At 44.0% G+C, this 21,496-nt stretch carries 20 protein-coding genes and 4 tRNA genes; 6 read left to right on the top strand and 18 right to left on the bottom strand.

The window, feature by feature from the left end; genetic code table 11:
• Nucleotides 1-11: 11 nt before the first annotated feature.
• The 5 genes from BI182_RS09975 to BI182_RS09955 form a co-directional block, all read right to left on the bottom strand.
• Nucleotides 12-776 (bottom strand): cobalamin biosynthesis protein CobQ, encoded by a 765-nt coding sequence (locus BI182_RS09975; protein ID WP_070369763.1) that lies wholly within the window; start codon nt 774-776, stop codon nt 12-14.
• Nucleotides 776-2,131, bottom strand: a complete 1,356-nt coding sequence (locus BI182_RS09970; protein WP_286807572.1) for a Mur ligase family protein — start codon at nt 2,129-2,131, stop codon at nt 776-778. The genes BI182_RS09975 and BI182_RS09970 overlap by 1 nt, the downstream gene beginning before the upstream one ends.
• Nucleotides 2,132-2,160: 29 nt before the next feature.
• Entirely contained in the window at nt 2,161-3,201 is a 1,041-nt protein-coding gene (locus BI182_RS09965; protein ID WP_228882718.1) for a potassium channel family protein, read from the bottom strand.
• A gap of 12 nt (nt 3,202-3,213) precedes the next feature.
• Nucleotides 3,214-3,477, bottom strand: coding sequence for a GIY-YIG nuclease family protein (locus tag BI182_RS09960; protein ID WP_070369761.1), 264 nt, complete (start codon nt 3,475-3,477; stop codon nt 3,214-3,216).
• Nucleotides 3,478-3,627: 150 nt separating this feature from the next.
• Nucleotides 3,628-3,795 (bottom strand): zinc-ribbon domain-containing protein, encoded by a 168-nt coding sequence (locus BI182_RS09955; protein WP_070369760.1) that lies wholly within the window; start codon nt 3,793-3,795, stop codon nt 3,628-3,630.
• 234 nt (nt 3,796-4,029) lie between these two features.
• Between BI182_RS09955 and BI182_RS09950 the strand changes: the two genes are divergently transcribed.
• The 4 genes from BI182_RS09950 to BI182_RS09935 all read left to right on the top strand — a co-directional run bounded on the left by BI182_RS09950 (nt 4,030) and on the right by BI182_RS09935 (nt 8,704).
• Nucleotides 4,030-5,136, top strand: coding sequence for an aminopeptidase (locus BI182_RS09950; protein ID WP_286807570.1), 1,107 nt, complete (start codon nt 4,030-4,032; stop codon nt 5,134-5,136).
• Nucleotides 5,137-5,224: 88 nt separating this feature from the next.
• The gene (locus BI182_RS09945; RefSeq protein ID WP_286807568.1) at nt 5,225-6,895 is read left to right on the top strand and encodes a glutamine--tRNA ligase/YqeY domain fusion protein; all 1,671 of its coding nucleotides are present in this window, start codon (nt 5,225-5,227) and stop codon (nt 6,893-6,895) included.
• A gap of 47 nt (nt 6,896-6,942) precedes the next feature.
• Nucleotides 6,943-8,250 (top strand): phenylacetate--CoA ligase family protein, encoded by a 1,308-nt coding sequence (locus tag BI182_RS09940; RefSeq protein WP_070369758.1) that lies wholly within the window; start codon nt 6,943-6,945, stop codon nt 8,248-8,250.
• A 10-nt stretch (nt 8,251-8,260) separates the two neighbouring features.
• Complete coding sequence (locus tag BI182_RS09935; RefSeq protein WP_070369757.1) at nt 8,261-8,704, top strand: ACT domain-containing protein; 444 nt, start codon at nt 8,261-8,263, stop codon at nt 8,702-8,704.
• 84 nt (nt 8,705-8,788) lie between these two features.
• Here BI182_RS09935 and BI182_RS09930 read toward each other — a convergent pair whose 3' ends face one another.
• From BI182_RS09930 to BI182_RS09890, 9 genes are all read right to left on the bottom strand, one after another.
• On the bottom strand, nt 8,789-9,403 hold the full coding sequence (locus BI182_RS09930) for a V-type ATP synthase subunit D (RefSeq protein WP_286807566.1): 615 nt from the start codon (nt 9,401-9,403) through the stop codon (nt 8,789-8,791).
• Nucleotides 9,404-9,411: 8 nt separating this feature from the next.
• Nucleotides 9,412-10,794, bottom strand: a complete 1,383-nt coding sequence (locus BI182_RS09925) for a V-type ATP synthase subunit B (RefSeq protein WP_070369755.1) — start codon at nt 10,792-10,794, stop codon at nt 9,412-9,414.
• Nucleotides 10,795-10,805: 11 nt separating this feature from the next.
• Complete coding sequence (locus tag BI182_RS09920; protein WP_148637671.1) at nt 10,806-12,593, bottom strand: V-type ATP synthase subunit A; 1,788 nt, start codon at nt 12,591-12,593, stop codon at nt 10,806-10,808.
• Nucleotides 12,594-13,211 carry a V-type ATP synthase subunit E gene (locus BI182_RS09915; protein WP_070369754.1) on the bottom strand — a complete coding sequence of 206 codons (618 nt, stop codon included), beginning with the start codon at nt 13,209-13,211 and terminating at the stop codon, nt 12,594-12,596. It abuts the gene before it with no gap.
• Nucleotides 13,212-13,223: 12 nt separating this feature from the next.
• Complete coding sequence (locus BI182_RS09910; protein WP_070369753.1) at nt 13,224-13,526, bottom strand: V-type ATP synthase subunit F; 303 nt, start codon at nt 13,524-13,526, stop codon at nt 13,224-13,226.
• A gap of 2 nt (nt 13,527-13,528) precedes the next feature.
• Entirely contained in the window at nt 13,529-13,969 is a 441-nt protein-coding gene (locus BI182_RS09905) for an ATP synthase subunit C (RefSeq protein WP_250935188.1), read from the bottom strand.
• A gap of 12 nt (nt 13,970-13,981) precedes the next feature.
• On the bottom strand, nt 13,982-15,952 hold the full coding sequence (locus tag BI182_RS09900; RefSeq protein WP_228882721.1) for a V-type ATP synthase subunit I: 1,971 nt from the start codon (nt 15,950-15,952) through the stop codon (nt 13,982-13,984).
• Nucleotides 15,953-15,972: 20 nt separating this feature from the next.
• The gene (locus tag BI182_RS09895; protein WP_148637668.1) at nt 15,973-17,019 is read right to left on the bottom strand and encodes a V-type ATPase subunit; all 1,047 of its coding nucleotides are present in this window, start codon (nt 17,017-17,019) and stop codon (nt 15,973-15,975) included.
• Nucleotides 17,020-17,092: 73 nt separating this feature from the next.
• Nucleotides 17,093-17,443 carry a hypothetical protein gene (locus BI182_RS09890; protein ID WP_070369750.1) on the bottom strand — a complete coding sequence of 117 codons (351 nt, stop codon included), beginning with the start codon at nt 17,441-17,443 and terminating at the stop codon, nt 17,093-17,095.
• A 232-nt stretch (nt 17,444-17,675) separates the two neighbouring features.
• On the opposite strand from BI182_RS09890, the gene BI182_RS09885 reads away from it, so the two are divergent.
• Both BI182_RS09885 and BI182_RS09880 read left to right on the top strand, forming a co-directional pair.
• Entirely contained in the window at nt 17,676-20,258 is a 2,583-nt protein-coding gene (locus BI182_RS09885) for a heavy metal translocating P-type ATPase (RefSeq protein WP_228882724.1), read from the top strand.
• A 4-nt stretch (nt 20,259-20,262) separates the two neighbouring features.
• Nucleotides 20,263-20,529, top strand: a complete 267-nt coding sequence (locus tag BI182_RS09880; protein WP_070369748.1) for a metal-sensing transcriptional repressor — start codon at nt 20,263-20,265, stop codon at nt 20,527-20,529.
• Nucleotides 20,530-20,767: 238 nt separating this feature from the next.
• On the opposite strand, the gene BI182_RS09875 is transcribed toward BI182_RS09880, so the two are convergent.
• The 4 genes from BI182_RS09875 to BI182_RS09860 all read right to left on the bottom strand — a co-directional run bounded on the left by BI182_RS09875 (nt 20,768) and on the right by BI182_RS09860 (nt 21,473).
• Nucleotides 20,768-20,843, bottom strand: a tRNA-Lys gene (locus tag BI182_RS09875).
• 195 nt (nt 20,844-21,038) lie between these two features.
• Nucleotides 21,039-21,123: transfer RNA gene (locus tag BI182_RS09870), tRNA-Tyr, on the bottom strand.
• Nucleotides 21,124-21,144: 21 nt separating this feature from the next.
• A tRNA-Thr gene (locus BI182_RS09865) sits at nt 21,145-21,220 on the bottom strand.
• Nucleotides 21,221-21,396: 176 nt separating this feature from the next.
• Nucleotides 21,397-21,473 (bottom strand) — tRNA-Asp (locus BI182_RS09860).
• Between the last annotated feature and the right edge of the window lie 23 nt (nt 21,474-21,496).

Genomic DNA, 21,496 nt, shown 5'->3' with positions numbered 1-21,496 from the left:
ATGATTTTATACTAACGTTCACTGATGCGCTTTAGCCGGGTTTCTTTTTTATTGATATGAACCATTTTGCTTTTTTGTGACTTCAACTCGAGGCTGTTATCCCGGTGTTCGTCCCAAACTGGCCAGGTTTTATTGACTTCAATCAAATTGATGATTTCTTCGGTGAGCCAGGGGTTGCAAACCAAAACCGGGCCCAGGGTATTGGTAAAAATCCCTTTGCCGCTGATCACCCCTTCAAACTTCGTCTTGCCGTTATTGCCGTAGCCATACTTAAGCCGTCCAAATGGTGACTCTTCTTTAATATCCAGATCGATCATTTGGATCTGACTACCGATCATTTCCATTTCCTTGCCATTGTACTGACAGGTGTAATACAGATCATCGCCGTACACGGCGTGATTCTCACGGGCTTCAATCTCAATGATCCCCAGTCCAATAATCTCGGACTGATCATCCCGCTTTATCGTTTCCCCAAACAGTGCTACGGTGGTGCCGGTCACCAACATCGGTCGGGTTTCAATATAGGCCATCAGTTCGTTTCGATGCGGTTCCAGATAGGCTGCCACCGCCTCAAAATGCTCAATTTCACCCGGTGGACAAAACAGAAAATCAAAATCAAGCGGGTTAAAGGTCTCTGTGTCCAAGTTAATTTGGGTAACCTCAACCTGGTAGCCCCGTCTTTTTGCCTCGGCCTGAATCGCCAGCAGATTACCCCGATCGCCATGAAGGTTAAACATATTATTAAAAAGCCAGCCAACTTTTATGGTCTGTTCCATTAGTTCTGTCCTCCTTCAATGAATTTTTTCATCTTTTCAAAGGTAGAAATCCAGGTGATCAAATAAATATTATCGGTTTCGGCCTTGTCGATTTCGGCAAATATTTCACTGATGTTGTCACTGTCCATGATCGTGATCACTTCTTTTGAAACCCCATCATAAACCAGTCGATTGGCGGTATCATAAGCAACATGCTCAGAGAAACACAGGTATCGCTCCACATTGGAGTCTACCAACGGTTTAAAATCACAGTCAAAGGCGTAAAAGGTATTGATGTAATGGGGAACAAAATCATTGACTACATACAAACCCAGAGCCACCATTTTTTTACTTTTGTCTGATGCCATAATATTTAAGGCACTCTGGAGGGTATCGGGATTTTCCTGTTTAATCCGCATATATTTAATGGTTTTATTTTTGTAGGTCAAGACCTCAAAGCGACCACCGATATTTTTAAAATTTTCAAAGGCTCGGGCTGCGGCTGCCGGTGTAATCCCACAAAGCGCATCGCAAACGGCCAGCGCGCCAGCATAATTATAAAACATAAAGGGCAGATCATAGGGCATATTAAAGACCACATCCTTCAATTTGAAGGTATTATCTTTAAAGTTAAGCGCAGTAACCAAATAGTCCGGCGTGCTTTTGCTGGCAAACCCACAAAAATCGCAGGCAAAGGCGCCGATGCTGTCGACATTGTAATAGTCAAAACGCAGATCGTGATGGCATTTGGGACACGCCTGGGTGGGGTAATCGCCACCCTTTACGAAGGATTCATCATGGCGGGATACGCTGTAATAAATCGAACGACGGGCGACTTCCTCGAAAAATCGGGATCGCGGTTCTTCGTTATTGAGGATCAGGGTCATTCTGGGATTGACCACCTTTTTTAACTTGCGGATAATAAAATCCGGATCCCCATTTCTCTGGACCTGATCTTTTTGGAGATTGGTGATCAGCATATTTTCGGCTGGTAATTGGGCGTAAATTAACGGCAGATAGCGTTCATCGGTTTCAAAAATATAGTAGTCGGCCTTAAGTTTCCCAAACAAGCTGGCTTCTTTGGCCAGACTTGTGGCAATCCCCCCCAAGAGGTTGGCACCTTCCAGATTGGAAACAATTTTTTTACCATTCTGCTTTAATATATGCGTTAGCAGATTGGTGGTCGACGATTTCCCATTGGTTCCGGTAATAAAAACGACCTTGGAATAATCAATATTTTTAAAATGTTTGACAAAATCCGGGTCGATTGCCAACGCCTTCTCCCCGGGAAGGTTGGTTCCCCGCCCCTTGCTGACAAGTTTGATGGCAATCCCCATTAATTTTGCCAACCATAATGCAAAATAAAATTTCATCATTAATAACCTTTCTTTTTAGTAATTGCCTGTTAAAGCTCTTTATTTTTCAATTTTTCATGAATCACAGAAATCATGCTTCGGCGCTCATTATGTTCGTCCTGATCTGATGATGCATCGTTATCCTGATTTTTTCCTTCCATACCCTGATTCCAACTCATCTGGGCGGCTCCGGCAACCACCGCACCGACAAAGCAGGCGGTGCTGAACATACTGGCCAAACCAATTACCATGGCCACCAGTTCGCCGTAAATAATGCCATTAAAACGAACCGGATGAATATCTCCATAACCAATAGTGGCAAAGGAAATCACCATATAATAGAGCATGTCAAAGGCATCCAGGGCCCGGTTTGAATTGGCTACGTAAAAACCGGGATTGATTTTAAAACAATTATAGACCATCAGATAAAGGATACTCATTTCACTGACAACCAGTACCAGCATCCCTTTTAGAATACTGGCGGTTTCGTGATATTTACGCCTTTTGGAAACGGAACTGCGGATTAAGGTAGGATTGGCGATCGCCCGGATCATCACCGAGAAACAGAGCATCAGGGCAAAAGAAAGACCCAACAAACCCAGCGGCAGGCTCGGCGGAGTGATAAAGTTAGCAAACAGCACAAAATAATGACCCAGTACGAGATAAAAGATCAGATCCATAAAGCGGGAGACAATAATATCCTGAAACTGATCGATTTTCATAAAAAGGTGTTGCACTAAAAATACGATGATAATAAAAACGGCAAAGCTTCCTAAAATTCCAATCAGTTCGCTGAACAGTATTCGGTGATGCAGCGACACCACCAATAACGAGATCACCAACAAAACACCAGTGACCATTAGAATTCCCTGATATTCATAATTGACAATCAATTTTACCAGAAAACGGCGAACTGGTTTAATCTTTTTTGTTTTGTTCTGCTTCACTTCAGAAATAATGCGTTCTTTGTTGTAGAACAGAAACAATTCAAATAAAAAAAGCAGAAGAATGAACAAATCATAGATAATAATAATGGCGTTACCATTGGCAAGGGTTTCGTAAACTGGGATTTCATTGACAAAGGGATTCATCTGAAAACTCCTTTACTTTTTTGATTCATGGTTCTTTATCAACTCTAATTTCTTCGCTTTTGACATTTTCTTGATGGCTGCTTCACGACTGAGGGCTTCCGAACGGGTGGTCAGCGTTTCCCAATAAACCAACGTGACTGGCAACCGTCCCCGGGTATATTTTGCACCGGTTCCCGCATTATGGGCCTTGATTCGCGCTTCGATGTGAGTGGTCCACCCAGTATAAAGGGTATCATCATTACATTTTACGATATAAACGTGAGCCTTGTCTATCATTTGTTTTTCTTTCTTCCCGTTTCATTGGGAAATCTGTTTATGCGTCAATCAACTACTCATATCATTTGGTTGGATCAATTCTCAGGCTTTCCAAATCAACAAGAAAAAAAGATCCCTATAAGGGATCTTCATTGTTTTTTTTAGAAATTCCTAGAAGTTGCTGTTTCTTGGTCTTCTAGTTTGTTTTCTTTTTGTTCGACATTCACGACATCTTTTTGGTTCATTGTCAAAACCTTTTTCCTGGTAGAATTCTTGTTCACCTACAGTAAATACAAATTCTTCGCCACAATCTTGACAAACTAAAGTTCTGTCTTCCATGAGTACCTCCACTTAATTTTAATGTACAGGATCTGATTATTCTTTGTTAAATGGAGCATGGACAATTTTGTCTGAATGTTGTTACCATTTATGAACTTGTAATCATTAACTATACTATCGTTATTATACAATGTTCGTTTACATTTGTCACCTGTTTTTTTATTTTTTTATTGAGTTAAATTCTTTTTTCGGATATATTTAACTCATACAATTTCAATTATAAGGAGATAAACCATGAGAGATCATCGACTGATAAAATATGCCCAAACCCTGGTCAATTACTCCCTTTATGTTAAGCCTAATGAGTGGGTTGTGATCCGCGGATCTGACCTGGCCATGCCTCTGATTAGAGAGTGCTACCGGGAGGTCTTGAAAGCCGGAGCCCACCCCACGGTTCTGCTCAACCCAGAAGGTCTTTCGGAAATTCTTCTAAAAGAGGGCAGCGACGAACAACTAAAGTTTAATGCGCCGATGATGATGGCGGTTTATGCCAAAGCCGATAAGATTCTAAACATTCTGGGGGATCATAACCTCAAGTCGTTATCAAATATTCCCAGTGAACGAATCGCACTGCAGCGCCGTTTCGGTGCACCGATTACCCAAATTTACAATGACCGGGTAGCCCGGGGTGAAATGGATTGGACGCTGTGCCTCTACCCCACCGAAAGCGGTGCCCAGGAAGCAAACATGTCGCTGTCTGACTATGAAGAATTCGTTTTTTCTGCCTGTCTCCTAAATGGTGAGAATCCTATTGCCGCCTGGCAAAAAATCCATGACGAGCAGGAAGCCATGGTTACCTATTTAAACACGAAAACCAGCTTCCATGTGATGGCCAACGGTACCGACCTGACGCTTCGTACCGAAAACCGGATCTGGATCAATTCCGATGGTCACCACAATTTTCCCAGCGGCGAAGTCTTTACTGCACCGGTAAAGGAAAGCGTCAACGGAACCATTCGTTTCACCTTTCCCGGTATTTACAGTGGTCAGGAAATTGAAGATATCCAACTGACCTTCGCGGACGGCCGGGTTGTTACGGCCAGCGCCAAACGGGGCGAAGCCTTGCTTCACGCCCTGCTTGACACCGATGCTGGCTCCCGCTATGTTGGCGAGTTTGCCATTGGCACGAATTACGGAATCACCAAATTTACCAAAAACATGCTGTTTGACGAAAAAATCGGCGGCACCATTCATCTGGCCCTGGGCAAATCCTACCCGGAATGCGGCCCGATTAACGATTCGATGCTTCACTGGGACATGCTCTGTGACATGAAGGACGGCGGGGCAATCTATGCCGACGGGGAGCTTTTTTATCAGAACGGTGTCTTTCTAAAAAAATAGCCCGCTTTTTACTTTACCACCAGTCAATTTATTGTAATAAAGCTGGCTTTATGGTATTATTGGCAAATATAATCTCAGGAGGAAATTAATGGAGCCCATAGAAAAAAAGACGAATTTTATCACCAATGCCATCGATCAGGATATTGCCGACAAGGTTTATAAAAATGATCGCGTTCACACCCGCTTTCCCCCCGAACCAAACGGCTATTTACATATAGGTCATGCCAAAGCCTCACTACTTAATTACCGGATTGCCAAGCAGTATCATGGAAAATTCAATCTCCGCTTTGATGATACCAACCCCATCAAAGAGGAGCTCGAATTTGTCGATTCCATCAAGGAAGATCTCAGCTGGCTGGGGATCGATTGGGATGACCGGCTTTTTTTTGCCTCCAGCTATTTTGATAAAATGGCTGACTACGCCGTCGAACTGATCGGTAAGGGCCTGGCTTTTGTCGACCAGCTCTCCGCCGAGGAAATGCGCCAGTATCGGGGCACCCTGACTGAGCCCGGTAAGGAAAGCCCGTACCGCAACCGCCCGATCGAAGAAAACCTGCAGCTTTTTAAACAAATGAAGGCGGGCGAGCTACCGGAAGGTTCGCACATTCTGCGGGCCAAAATCGATATGGCCAGCCCCAACATGAATATGCGCGATCCGGCCATCTATCGGATTCTGCATACCAGCCACCACTCCACCAGCGAAGACTGGTATATTTATCCGATGTACGATTACGCCCATCCGATTGAGGATGCCTTAGAAGGGATTACCCACTCTCTCTGTACCCTGGAATTTGAAGATCACCGCCCCTTCTACGACTGGGTGCTGGCCAACATCGACGACTTCAAGAAAGAACCGCCCCGGCAAATCGAATTCGCAAAGCTCAATCTGACCAAAACCATTGTCGGCAAGCGCTTTTTAAAACAACTGGTGGAAGAAAAAATTGTCGATGGCTGGGATGATCCCCGTCTGGCCACCATCTCCGGCTTACGCCGCCGGGGCTTTACCCCTGAATCGATTCAGGCTTTTTGTGAAGCGATCGGTGTCGCTAAAACCAATAGCACTGTCGACATCGCCATGCTGGAACATTTTATCCGGGACGATTTAAAACTTAAAGCACCCCGTTTAATGGCCGTAATCGATCCCCTGAAGGTAACCATCACCAACTACCCGGAAAATCAAACTGAGTGGGTTGAGTTACCACTTAACCAGGAAAATGACGAAATGGGTTCCTATACCACCCCATTTAGCCGGGAAATCCTGATTGATCGCAGTGATTTTATGGAAATACCACCCAAAAAGTACTTCCGCCTCTTCCCCGGCAATGAGGTTCGCCTACGGGGTGCCTACTTTATCACCTGTCAGGAAGTAATAAAAGACGCCGACGGCCATGTCATTGAACTGAAATGCACCTACGACCCTGCCACCAAATCCGGTGCTGGCTGTGAGCGGAAGGTCAAAGGCACCATCCATTGGGTAGACGCCAGTCATGCCAGCGAAGTCGAACTTCACCTCTATGACTATCTGGTGGAGGATGATTCCGGCCTGACGAAAGATAATTTTCTGGAGCGAATCAATCCGAAATCTCTGGAAATTGTCAAAGCCTATATTGAACCGGAATTATTAAAGGCGCAACCCTATCAAAAATTTCAGTTCATCCGCAACGGATTTTTCTCCGTCGATCCCAAATATTCAACCCCGGAGGCTCCGGTATTTAACCAGATTGTCTCTTTAAAAAGTTCCTGGAAACCGACAAACTAAACGATATAAAATACTGGCAGCAAGCTGATTAGATGAGGGGAGAAGTTATGAAAATATGGTCTGATAAAGAAAAGATGTCCCGGGACGAGCTCCGGAAACTGCAGTTTAAGCGTTTAAAGAAAACGCTGAACCACGTTTATGAAAACGTGCCTTATTATCATGAAAAATTCAAAGCCGCCGGGGTTAAACCGGTGGATATCCGCACCCTGGAAGATATGCGGCTATTGCCGCTGACCACCAAGGAAGATCTCCGCAAAAATTATCCCTTTGGGCTCTTTGCCATGCCCAAAAATAAAATTGTCCGCTATCACGCCTCTTCCGGCACCACCGGCAAGCCAACCGTGGTCGGTTACACCAAACACGACATGAAGGTGTGGCGGGAAGTGATCGCCCGGATCGCCACCATGGGCGGCGTCACCGCTGACGATACCGCCCAGATCACCTTTGGCTTTGGCCTCTTTACCGGGGCCTTTGGTCTTCAGCAGGGGTTAGAAAAGATCGGCGCCGGGGTCATTCCGATGTCGGCCGGCAATACCCAGAAACAGATTATGATCATGCAGGATTTCCAATCCACCGTCCTGATCGGTACCCCATCCTATGCCCTGCATCTGGCCGAAGCCGCTCAGGAAATGGGGATTGATCCCAAAGAAGAGCTGTTTCTTAAATACGGCCTCTTTGGCGGCGAAGGTTCCACCGAAGAAATGCGGGCCAAACTCAATGAAGCCTGGGGCATCACCGCCACTGAAAACTACGGCATGAGCGAATTGATCGGCCCCGGCGTTTCCGGCGAGTGTCTGGCTTTTAAAGGGATGCACATCAATGAGGATCACTTTATTGCTGAAATCATCGACCCGGAAACCCTGGAGGTGCTGCCGGAAGGCGCAGTCGGCGAACTGGTCATCACCCCGATTACCAAAGAAGGGCTACCACTGATCCGTTACCGCACCAAGGACATCACAAGGCTCGATACCACGCCTTGTGATTGCGGCCGAACCTCAGCCCGGATGGCCAAGATCACCGGACGGACCGACGATATGTTAATCATCGGCGGCGTCAATGTCTTCCCCTCACAAATTGAAGGCGTTCTTTTGGGTATTAAAGGGATCGGTTCGAACTACCAGATTCGGGTCCTTAAAAAAGGCTATCTCGATCGGATCGAGATCGACGTCGAAGTGGTCAATCAGGATCTGCTGGTCTCAGTGACCCTGCTCGATCAGCTGTATAAAGAAATCCAGACCAAGCTGCACACGATCCTCGGGATTCACGCTGGTATCCACCTGGTTGAGCCCAAAAGTCTGGTGCGCTCCGAAGGCAAAGCCAAACGGGTCATCGATCTGCGATCTGAAGATTTATAGGAGGCAAACCATGCTAATTAGTCAATTGTCAGTCTTTATTGAAAATAAAAAAGGCCATCTAGCCAAGATCACCGGGGTCCTTAAAGATGCCCAGGTCGACATTCGGGCCATTTCCGTTTTTGACAGCGCCGAATTCGGTATTTTGCGGATCGTCGTCGATAAGCCCGAAGCAGGGGCCGAGGCGCTTAAAAAAGCTGGTCACGTTGTCAAGCAAAGCTATGTGCTGGCGGTTGATCCCTCCGACAAGGTCGGCAGCCTCCACGATGTCTTTGCCCTGCTTTCTGAAAATGACGTTAACATCGAATATGTCTACTCCTTCGTCATGCCCAATAACCAGGGTTCACCCCTGATTATTCTTAAAGCCGACGATCAGGAAAAAGCCATCGCCCTGCTGAGTGCTTCGGACTTTAACCTGATTCCCAAAGAAGCCGTTTATAACGTCCAGAAAGGCTGATCGCCCAACCCTGCACCGACATTCGATTGGTACGGGAGTTCAGCACCCAAAGCAAAAGCCGGAGCAATGCTCCGGCTTTGTTTTTTATCGTCTGTTTTTAACCTTTTTAAGCCGGAAAAACTCTTCCCGCTCTTTCTCTTCAATGGTATCCTGAATGTACTTAATTTCGGCCTTTAATCGGGGTATCTGGATCTTGTCCAGAGCGTTGGCACTTTTCTGGGTTTTTTTTATTTCCAGCGACAGTTTATAGGCCGTTGTTTCCACCTGCGCCAGCTGATAAGATAAATATTTGACATCGTTGAATTTCTTGATGGCAATATCCAGGGCCGGGTTATTTTCATTAAAACCAAAGGCCAGGTTTCGTTCCCGCCGTTCCGTATAAATGACTTCGGGAATGTCTACCCCCATGACCCCCTTGGCCCGAATTTCAAAACTGATCTCCGGGGGCACCGAAAGGGCAAACTCTTCCAGGTGATTGAGTCCCATGCTGATACAGACCTGCTGCAGGGCTTCATAGGCGTCCCGAAACATCTGCCCAATTTCTCTCTCAATCAGCTCGGCTTCCTTGACCAGCTGCATGATTTCCTGAATTAAAATGGTTCTTTTTTTATCGAGTAGCTCATACCCTTTAATTGAAAATTTCAGCCGTCCCTTGGCTTTAATCAGATTCGCCTTGGTCGGCGTTATTTTAATGGCCATGGCACCACCTATGCCTTCTTGGGAAAATACTTATCAATGTTTTCGGGACTGAGACGATCCAGTTCGGTCAGCGGCAACAGTGACAAGAGCTGCCAGCCGAGATCAAGGCTTTCAATAATATTTCGACCTTCATCAAAACCCTGATTAAGAAACTGTGCTTCAAAAGCCCGGCCAAATGCCATGTACTTTTTATCGGTGGGGCTTAAATCTTCTTCTCCAATAATCTGTGATAAATCTCTAACTTCCTGAACCTTGGAATACGAGGCGAACAACTGGTTGGCCACCTCGGCATGGTCCCCTCGGGTAAAGCCTTCCCCAATCCCATCTTTCATCAGTCGTGACAACGAGGGTAAAATAGCCACTGGCGGATAGATACTGCGCTGGAACAAATCTCTCCCAAGCACAATCTGACCTTCGGTGATATAACCGGTTAAATCCGGGATCGGATGGGTAATATCGTCATTAGGCATCGTCAATATCGGCAGGAAGGTAATCGAACCGACCTGGTCTTTTAGCATCCCGGCCCGTTCATAGAGAGAGGCCAGATCCGAATACATATAACCAGGATAGCCTTTCCGGCTGGGTACTTCTTCCCGGGCTGATGAGATTTCCCGAAGCGCTTCACAATAACTGGTGATATCCGTCATGACTACCAGAATGTGCATATGCTTTTCAAAGGCCAGGTATTCGGCGGCTGTCAGGGCACACCGGGGTGTCGTGACCCGCTCAGCGATGGGATCATCAGCATAGTTGACAAACATGACGACCCGATCCATAACATTTGCTTCATCAAAACTCTTCCTGAAAAACTTCTCGTCATCATGTTTAACGCCGATAGCCGCAAACACCACACCAAATTCTTCGTTGACATTATCACCCAGTCTGGCCTGACGCACAATCTGGGCCGCCAATTCATTGTGCGGTAAGCCATTGCCGGAAAAGATCGGCAGCTTTTGACCACGAATCAAGGTGGCTAGGGTATCGATGGAAGAAATCCCGGTTTGAATAAAATTACGGGGATATTCCCGGGACATCGGGTTAATCGGGCGGCCATTAATGTTGGCTTCAACCAAACTGAAGATATCACTGCCGTTATCAATCGGTTGACCAATGCCGTTAAAGATCCGTCCCTGCAAATCCAGGGACATCGGTAAATTAAATGCTTCCCCGGTAAACTTGATGATGCTGTTTCCGGCGGCTAAACCGGCGGTATTTTGAAATACCTGAATGATCACATTTTTTTCTTCAATTTTAATGACTTTTCCCTTTTTGATGTTGCCGGTGCTGATTTCGACAATATCAACCACTTCGCCGTAAAAGACGTCATCCACATCCGAAATCTGGATCAGGGGGCCAACGACTTTGTCGATTTGCAGATATTCTTTTTTCATGCTATTCCCCCTTAATTCTCATATTTTTTAAAGAGCACTTCATAATACTGGTCAATCTCATCTTTTAGCGTCTCAATTCCACTTAAATCATCATTGGGAATGGTGTATTTCATTTTTATAAACTGACTGAAAATATCCACATTTTTGAGCTGTGAGGTAGGAATCCCGAGCTTTAACCCTTCCCGGCCCCGTTCATATAAATATTCAATGGCCTTTAGCATGGCGTACTGTTTTTCCAGCGGTACATAGGTGTCATCTTTATTATAGGCATTCTGCTGCAGATAACCAACTTTAATGATTTTGGCAATCTCTAAAACCCAACGCTGATCATCCGGCAGCACATCTTCACCAACCAGCATGACCATTTCCTGAAGTTTGTTTTCTTCGTACATCAGCTCCAGCATTTTATTTCGCAGCGTGATGCAATCCGGTGCGACATTATCCTCATACCAATCGGATAATATTTTTATATAACCACTGTAACTTTCCAGCCAGTTAATAGCCGGATAATGTCTGGCATAGGCCAGGCTTTTATCCAGGGCCAGAAAGACATTAACAAAACGCTTGGTATTTTCGGTGACCGGTTCCGAGAAGTCGCCACCGGCTGGCGACACGGCGCCAATGATCGTGATCGAGCCGTCATCACCGCCCAAGGTTTCAATACTCCCGGCCCGTTCGTAAAATTCAGCAATTCGCGACGGCAGATAGGCCGGATAACCTTCTTCCGCTGGCATTTCTTCCAGTCGGCCGGAAATCTCCCGCAATGCTTCAGCCCAACGAGAAGTGGAGTCAGCCATCATTGCCACCGCATAGCCCATGTCCCGGTAATATTCGGCAATGGTAATGCCGGTATAAATACTGGCTTCCCGGGCTGCTACCGGCATGTTAGAGGTATTGGCAATCAGAACCGTTCGTTCCATGATCGACTTCCCAGACCGGGGATCAATTAGTTTGGGAAAATCTTCAATAACCTCGGTCATTTCATTCCCCCGTTCACCACAGCCAATATAGACAATAATATCGGCATCGGACCATTTGGCCAACTGATGCTGCGTCATCGTTTTGCCAGTTCCAAAGCCCCCGGGGATTGCCGCTGTACCGCCTTTGGCAATTGGAAAGAAAATATCGATCACTCGTTGACCGGTGATGAGCGGCACCAGGGTTTCCCGCCGATAGGCATTGGGCCTTGGCGTCCGCACTGGCCACTCATGAGCCATCTTCAGTTCATGGAGCTCGTTTTTGGCATCGCGAATTGTTACCAGTGCCTCTTCAATGGTGTACTCGCCATCCGGCACCACGGAAACAACGGTTCCCGACAGGTTCGGTGGTACCAGTAGGCGGTTTTTAATGACTTGCGTCTCCTGAACTGTTCCAAAGCTGCTGCCCGCCAATAACAAATCGCCCGGTTTAACGGTGAGCGTTGCCGACCAAAGTTTTTTATCATCGATCGATAAGAGGCCGATGCCTTCCGGGATAAAAATCGGTGAAAGCTCCTGAATTTTTTCCAGTGGTCGCTGAATCCCGTCAAACATATTTTTAAGCATCCCCGGCCCCAATTTAAGACTGAGCGGTCTGCCAGTGGGAGTAATTTCCTGACCGGTTTTAAGGCCTTCCGTTTCTTCGTAAACCTGGATCGTCCCGATATCACCTTCTAAAACAATGACTTCGCCGATTAAGCGCTGCTCCCCCACAGTAACCATTTCCCGCATCTTAAAGCTGGTCATATTTTTTCCTTTAATAACGGGACCGTTAATGGCAGAGATGATGCCCTTTGCTTTATTTTCTTGCTTAACTGCCACTTAGCTCACCTGCTTTTCCATAAACCCGTTCAGAGTCATTCCGATGAGTTTATAATTACTTTTGATCAGATTTTCAACCGTAAAATCGCAATGGAGTCGGCCTTCGGCATCCTCGGCAATAAAGCCGCCGATGCAATCTGTGCATTCCTGCCGGTATTCAACATTAAAATCCGTTAATTGTTGATCTATGATGGTTTTAAGCTGCTTAAAATCGCCTTCCCGGACAAAAACGACAATATTATTTTTACCGGCAAAAACCTGATGAATCTGCGCCACACAATCCTGCAGATAATCGTTATAGACCTCTTGACTCAGGTAATCACTGGCTTTTTCCCGGATCAGCTGATTAAAATCCATCAGGATTCGATTCTTTTCTTCCAATTCCAGAGTTTTGGCTTTATTTTTACCTTCGGCAATAATTTTGTTTTTATCTCTGAAGATCGTATGATAACTCCGCTCCTCGATGGCCCGCTTTTCTTTTTTTATCTTTTCCTCGGAGTCAGCCAGCAGCGCCTTCTTTTTATCCTTGGCATCGTAGATGATATCTTTGCCCCATTTTCGTTCCTTACTTAAGAGATATTGGGTAAATACCCGGAGTTTTTCTTCTACTGAAATCATTTTATCACATCCTTACAATCCCACAGATTCTTTAATATACTTCATAATCATCCCTTCACTACGCAAATAGCCGTGGCGGTCGGGGATGACCGTAATTAAAGGTGAAAAGTATTTCTTTTTTGCTTCCAATACCAAATCGGTAATCATCAATGATGCTTTTTCGGTCAGAAAAATTATCCCAATTTCCTTGTCTTTCAAGGCTTCTTTAAACGCTGTCTCAATCTCTGCCTGTGTTTTTACATATGCCCCTTCAATACCAGCCAGTTGCATTCCCAAATAGGAATCACGATTCTCACTGATTACATATGATTTCATACTTACAGACTTCCAATAATCATGATTGAAATAACCAGACCGTAAATGGCGACCCCTTCAGCCAGTCCAACAAAAATCAGTGTCTTACCCAGAATTTTAGGATCTTCAGAAACAGCCCCCAAAGCCGCCGAGCCAACCACACCAACCGCATAACCAGCCCCTACGCAGGCAAGCCCAGTAGAGAGTGCTGCTGCGATATAGCCGAGTCCAGCATCCGTCATTCCGCCCGGTTCCCCACCGGTGGCGGCGGCAACTATCCCAGGTGCCATCACAATCAAGGCGGCCGCCAACATCGGAATAAAGGTTGACAGATTTAACTTAAGAAATCTTTTTAGTTTTACCTGTTTGGCATCACATCCGTGATAGTTAAAATAGACACCCAGAGAAATGGTTCCCAAAACAAGTAAGGCAGTGCCAATGGTTATAAAGGTTAATACATTCATTTGCGTTTCTCCTTAAAATAAATTAATTTGCAGGTCAACGGGGCGAAATTCAACCCCATCACCGGTATAATATTTACTGAATAATTCATAAAACTGTAATCTCAATGCTTGAATCGAGACGATCAATGTTTCCAGAACAATTACAAAAATATTGGCAAAAATCAGAACGCCCACACTGATGACCCCATTATGAGCCATTTCAGCCAGGGTCTGAAAGGCTACGAAAAGCCCCACATGAACCAGGGCAAAAGCGCCAATTCGAATAAAGGACACGGTGTTACTAAACATCCCCAGCAACATCTCAAACAGTTCAAAGCCACTTTCAATATAATAAGCCGAGGGCTCTTCTTCGTAAAGATGACTATTTTTCTGCAAATAATTTGCCAGTGGTTCCCTTATTAATACGATAAAAATCAAAAGCACTGCCAAGATTGCTAAAATTGGTGTCAGCACCGTTGCCACTGCAAATCCACCAGCGTTTACACCGACAATCGCCAGTAAACTGGCGTAGAGGACAAAACCGCAGATGCCATTTTTACCAAAAACACCTTCTTTGATTTCTTTTTGTCTAAGCTTATTAATAATGCTGTAGACATAGGCCACAAAAAGCATTCCAATGCCAATTCCAATTGCAACAAATAATATCGAATTGATCTCCTCGAATGGTCTTAGCCAGACGGCATGGATCACTTCTTCAAAACCAAAAACACTGCCATACATAAATCCAAAGAATGTGGAGCAAATTCCCAGGCGAAACAAAACCTTCCCAAGCTCTACGCCCCTTTTTCCCAGAATAAACCCGGCGACCGCCAAGACCAGACCTTGACCGACATCACCAAACATAAATCCAAAACAGAACATATAGGTTAAACTCAAAAAAGGGGTTGGGTCCAGCTCATTAAACGAGGGTACTCCATACAGCTTGACCAAATTTTCAAAGGGTTTAAAAAGCCAGTTGTTTTTCATTTTCGTCGGCGGCTTGCCGCTGCCCTTATTGGTGTCTGAAAACATGATAATCATCTCCGGATATTTAGCAGCAATGGCTTCCATCCTCTGTTTGTCACGCTTGGAAATCCATCCCGAAAAATAAAAATTTTCATCACTGAAAGCCATAAACTTTTTAATAATACTAAGATTGGCATAAAGACTCAAAGTATTAAAACTGTCGGTGGCATCAGCCCGGTTTTCTTCCAGATGAATATTTAGTTTTTTAAGTAACTCGGCATTTCTGGCTTGCAGTGCTTTGATTTCTGCATCAATTGCTTCGAGAATCTCTTTGGGCGACTCAGTATACTTACCATCAAACCCTTCAATCGGTTTAAAATTTAGGGCCTTCAAAATCCGCTGTGATTCAATCTCCAGATCTTTGGGCGACACAATCATAAATACTTCTTCATTATCTTCCTGGTTGCCGACATGAAAGACAATCGAGGTCACACTGTTGTAAATGCTCTTCAAACGCACGGCATTATCTTTGGTGACTGAACCAAGACTATAGGAAAAATTCTCCAGACTATCCAGTTCACTCATCTTTGCATCCAACTCATCCAGATAGGAATAAGCAATTTTACTTTTTCCCAAAGCTTCAATCTGATCATTGACCTGCTTTAATTCACTGTATTCCACCACCAGATTGCCGTCAAATTCCCGGGCTTTGCCCAGCGCTTTGCCAAGATCATTCTCACTTTTTGCCAGCGAAATCATGTCTAAATTAAGCGAACCCTTGTAGAGTTCATTTAACTTATTGACTGTTTTGACAAAATTCTTCTCATCCATCATCGTCTCGCCGGATACAAGCTGTGCAAATCCCAGCAGCTCACCCATATTTTCCTCACGTATTGGAAGAATGAACCGCCCGGAATCAATTTCCTGCATGGCATCGACGATTTGAATATCATTGAAAAGAAAAATGTCTTTGGCGAATTTATCAACATACTTGATTTTTCCGACCACATCCATCATAATCACATTTTCAATTGCCATAGAATACTTCCTTTCACACCCTAATCAATGGGTCTGATTAAATATTTTTTTGTTTCATCTGCTCCCATTTGATAGCGCTTACTTTCAATGATCGAAGTAATATCTTCAATCTCAAAATCCAGCAGCCGAATATAGGCAACAACTCGGCCCAGACTACCATTTCCTTCACTAAAAAGCTTGAGATACATAAAATAAAGATACCGCTCCTGCCGCCTTTCCATATACAGATCGATGGTCTTGGTATGATTAAATAAAAAGGCGTAATCGGTATCTGCAATTCGTTCTTTCATCTCGATAAAATTCTTTGCTTCAACCAATGACACCAATCGTTTCTCATTTAATACCAATCCACCTCTCAAGGAGTATGCTATCAACTCTTCCCGGGATAGTTTATAAAACTTTTTACCCCGATAAATCCAAATCAAATTTAATAGATCAAAATTACGACGCTGGGCATTAATCAGATCCCGATTGGCTTTCTTATCTAATTTGAGCAGCCGGTTCTTAACCAGATCGTAATAATATCGATCCAGATTCTTTTCAACCATCACCAAATCCTGATCGATTCTGATATCTTTATAGATTTCCAGAATTCGATAGTAGTCGGTATTGATCAGCAGTTTTTTAAACTCGTCCCAATCCCGGGCCCGAAATAACTTTTCGAAGGGGACGGTTGAATACTGATGCGAATAGATGATCAATTCCCGAAGAGATTCCAAGTCATCATTTCGGGCAATCCCCCGGATTAAAATCCGCAGCGCTTCCACTTCCAGTCGTACCAGAAACACCTTAAAATAAGTCTTATCATCGCCTGATAAATAATGCATCAGCTTTTCTGTTTCCAAAACCTTAAGATCATTTAAATGCGCTTCAAACTCAGTTCGGTGCAGATCGTCAATATTCATATTCTTTAGAAACTCCCCATAATGGGTGTTGTCCCGTAAATACTGAAATACTTCTTTTAAATCCTTTGCTTTTATAAGCTCACGAAAATCATCATCATCAATTTTCCGAGCTCTCATTGCCAGTGCTTTTGCACTTATACAAGCATATTTACTCTTTGACATACGATTCTCACACTTTTCTTTAAATCAAGAAAGAAAATCAGAAAAAAATAGCCTGACGCTGATCTTTTTTCTTTTAAACATCACTAACTTTTTTCTTGAAGAGTATTTCCAGAACTTCCCTGGCCTTATCTTCTTTTTTTTCATCATACCGACAGCGGATTTTGGTAAGTTCCTCTTCCATTCCATCAATAATTTTCTGGCGTTCTTCCCTGGCTTTGTTGATTTCCTGCTGGTAGTTCTGTTTAGCTAATTCCTGAGCGCCATCCAGCTCCGCTTTTTCTTTTTCTTTTATATCATTTTTGGTACGATCCAGTATTCGCTCAGCGCGTTGCACAACATTTTTTTTAATTCGCACTGCCTTCGTATCAAGATTGATGACTTGTCTGATGACCACATTAATATCAGCATCTTCACTATGTAGCATGTTCAGTCTCCTTTCAGTAATATTTTGTCCTAATTTCTTCTTATTAATATACCCATTAATTATGATTTTCATTATAGCACTTTAAAAAATACTATCAACCTCTATTTTTTTCTGGCAACCGATTACAAATTTCGTTAAATTACTTATTTTCTTGACATTGTTCCGATTCGGGTGTATGATGATTATAGAATTTACCCCACCCCATGAGGGGTGTATTATTCAGGAGGTCACCATGAACAAAATACAATTCAACATCAGCGGCATGACCTGTACGGCTTGCGCCAGTGCCATTGAACGAAAGGTCGGTCAAATAAATGGTGTTACATCCGCAGTCATTAATTTTTCAAATGAAAAACTGGTTGTCCACCATGACCCTGATCTGGCCCCGGCATCATTGATCATCAGTACCATCGAAGCCCTGGGTTACGGGGCCGAATTGGATGATCAGGACAAAACTGCGCCAATCAATAAAAAAGAAACTGGCCAACCCGCTTATCAAAGTCAGATCGATGCGGTCAAATTTCGTTTAATCGCCTCGCTGGTTTTCACGCTGCCCCTTGTTTATCTGGCGATGGGTCCGATGCTCGGCTTGCCGATCCCCGGTTTTCTGGCCGGTGAACAGAATTTGTTGCTCAACGCCTTAACCCAAATGTTTTTGACCCTGCCAGTCATTTTTCTGTGTCGCCATTTTTACGTCAATGGCTTTAAAGCCTTGGCTAAACGAATTCCCAATATGGATTCACTGGTGGCAGTTGGTACCAGCGCCTCCTTTATTTATGGGGTAGTCGTTCTTTTCATCCTGGCCTATGGGTTTTCCTACGATAATATGGCGTTGATCCACCATTATTCGCATGAGCTCTATTTTGAATCAACCACCGTTATCTTAGTATTAATTACCCTGGGAAAATTTCTTGAAACAAAAGCCAAAGGAAAAACATCCCAGGCCATCGAAAAACTCATTGCCCTGGTTCCTGATAAAGCTCGCGTTTTACGAAACAATATTGAAGTCGAAATTGCCATCGATGCCGTGCAAGTGAATGATATTGTGATTATCCGTCCCGGCGAGCGAATTCCCGTTGATGGCGAAATACTGACCGGACATTCCAGCGTCGACGAATCACTGCTTACTGGTGAAAGCTTACCAGTGGAAAAAACGGTTGGCGACTTCGTGATTTCCGGTAGCATCAATAAAACCGGTTCCTTCGAATTCAAAGCGACCAAAATCGGACAGGACACGACCCTCAGCAAAATTATTCAGCTGGTTGAAGAAGCCCAATCATCTAAGGCCCCGATTGCCAGGATTGCAGATGAAATCAGTCGTTTCTTTGTACCGGCAGTGATGAGCATTTCGCTACTCACCTTTGTGATCTGGATGATTCTCGGCTATGGGTTGTCCTTTGCTTTATCAGCAGCAATATCGGTTTTAGTTATTTCCTGCCCCTGTGCGTTGGGACTTGCTACCCCTACCGCAATTATGGTTGGAACCGGAAAAGGTGCCGAAAAAGGCATCTTATTCAAGAATGGACCAGCACTGGAAATTCTTGGAAAATCCAACACCATCGTTTTTGATAAAACCGGTACCCTGACCATCGGTTCGCCATCCGTCACTGATATCATTCTTTATGATCCGGAAATTGATTCGAATCAATTAGTACAACTTACTGCTTCACTGGAAAATAAATCTGAGCACCCCCTCAGTGAAGCGATTATCAAAGAAGCCACTACACGGCAGTTGTCCTTAGACTATCCTGACACATTTGAATCACTCTCTGGTTTCGGCATACAGGGACAGATTGGCGACAAGAAAATCCTGGTTGGCAATATCAAGCTGATGGAGCGTAATGGGCTCACAGTCGAATCAATCATGGCAGATTATTTACGCCTTTCCGATTTGGGAAAAACGCCCCTGCTGGTCGGCTGGAATCAGTCTATCAAAGGGATTATCGGCGTTGCTGATGTTATTAAAGAAAACAGCTACCAGGCTGTTTCTCAACTCAAAGCCATGGGTATTGATGTTTACATGCTTACTGGCGACAACGAACGTACTGCTCAGGCGATTGGTAGCATGGTAAACATTGACAATGTGGTGGCAAATGTTCTCCCCCATGAAAAAGCCTCGATGATCAAGCGGCTTCAGTCCCAGGGACATCAGGTTATCATGGTCGGTGATGGCATCAATGATGCACCGGCACTGGCCCAAAGTGACGTTGGCATTGCCATCGGCAATGGCACCGATGTTGCCATCGAATCGGCCGATGTTATTCTGATGCAAAACGATTTAATGAATATTGTCGCCGCTATCCAGTTAAGTAAGGCAACATTACGAAATATCAAACAGAATTTATTTTGGGCATTTATCTATAACGTAATCGGTATTCCCCTCGCTGCTGGTGCTTTGTATATCCCATTTGGACTCAAACTAAACCCAATGTTTGCGGCAGGAGCCATGAGCTTAAGCTCCGTATCGGTGGTTCTCAATGCTTTATCACTTAAGACGTTTAAAGTAAAACTCTTACCGATTAGAAAGAATGAATTGAATCAAACTGTTATCAAGGCAGAACTGCCTCTTAATAAAATGATAGAAACGAAAGAAGGAAAAAACATGAAAAAATTATTAAAAGTAGCTGACATGAGTTGTCAGCATTGTGTAAAGCGGGTCGACGGCATTTTAAATGGGTTTGAAGGAATCACAGATGTATCGATTTCTCTGGAAGAAGGCCAGGCCAGTTTTACCGCTTCCGAAAATGTCGATATGAACGCAGTGACTACAGCACTCACTGAAGCTGGTTATCCAACCTCTGATATCACCGCATAAAACTATGGAAACTAAGGATCGTTCAGCTGAGCTTAACTTACTAAAAACTGCCCGGGGTCAAATCGATGGCATTATTAAAATGCTGGAAAATGATCGTTATTGTATTGATGTATCAAAACAAATACTGGCTGTTCAGGCGCTACTAAAAAAAACTAATTTGGAGATTTTAAAAAAGCACATGAATTCCTGTGTCAAAGATGCCTTTGAAAAAGGTGATGGTGAAGCTAAAATTGATGAAATCATGCTTGTTCTGGATAAATATTATCGCTAATTAGAAATCTGAAGCACATCTCTAATCAAATATCTATTATTCCCATAAAACAAGGTTTGCCCACACCCAGGCTAACCTTGTTTTTATTTATTGATCGATTAGATGTTCTTTTGCATAATTTTCTTTTGACTATCATTCTAATTTTGATTCTCATTTACTAATGTAACAATCAAGTTAGTCCCGTCCATTTTATTAACAAAAAAATAAAAAACCGCATAAATGCGGTTAGCTTTTTTAATGGTGACCCATGGGCGACTTGAACGCCCGACACCCTGATTAAAAGTCAGATGCTCTACCAACTGAGCTAATGGGTCATAAAATTATTTAGTTATTGTTTGTCTTCAAACGACTGTGTAATACTCAAGTTTGCCTGACTAAGCGATTCACACAAAAATGTTCACTCCCTACGGTCGTGCATTTTTGGTTCTCTGCTTATACCAACTGAGCTAATGGGTAAGATAATCAAATTAAGTTGTGCTAAGGATCGTACTGAAATCGGATCTCACTTATGGTGGGAGAAGATGGATTCGAACCATCGTAGACGTCGTCAACGGATTTACAGTCCGCCCCCTTTAGCCACTCGGGCATTCTCCCATCCGAATTTTGACAAAAAAATGGAGCTGATGAACGGACTCGAACCGTTAACCTGCTGATTACAAATCAGCTGCTCTGCCAATTGAGCCACATCAGCTTAATAAAAAAGTATTGATACATTGAATTACTTACTGCTAATACACTACAGATAACTAAGTGATTCGCACCAAAATTTTGACTCGCTACTCTCGTCAATTTTGGGCTCTCTACTTATGCCAATTGAGCCACATCAGCCTAATGAAAATGTATTGACATATTATTATGTTTTGTAAATGGCGACCTGGAAGAGACTCGAACTCTCGACCTCCAGCGTGACAGGCTGGCATTCTAACCAACTGAACTACCAGGCCGCTTGGATGGATATTAAATTTGG

It is taken from the genome of Acetobacterium sp. MES1 (assembly GCF_002237635.1).
Lineage (GTDB): Bacteria > Bacillota > Clostridia > Eubacteriales > Eubacteriaceae > Acetobacterium > Acetobacterium wieringae.
This window is presented reverse-complemented; position numbering and strand designations above follow the sequence as displayed.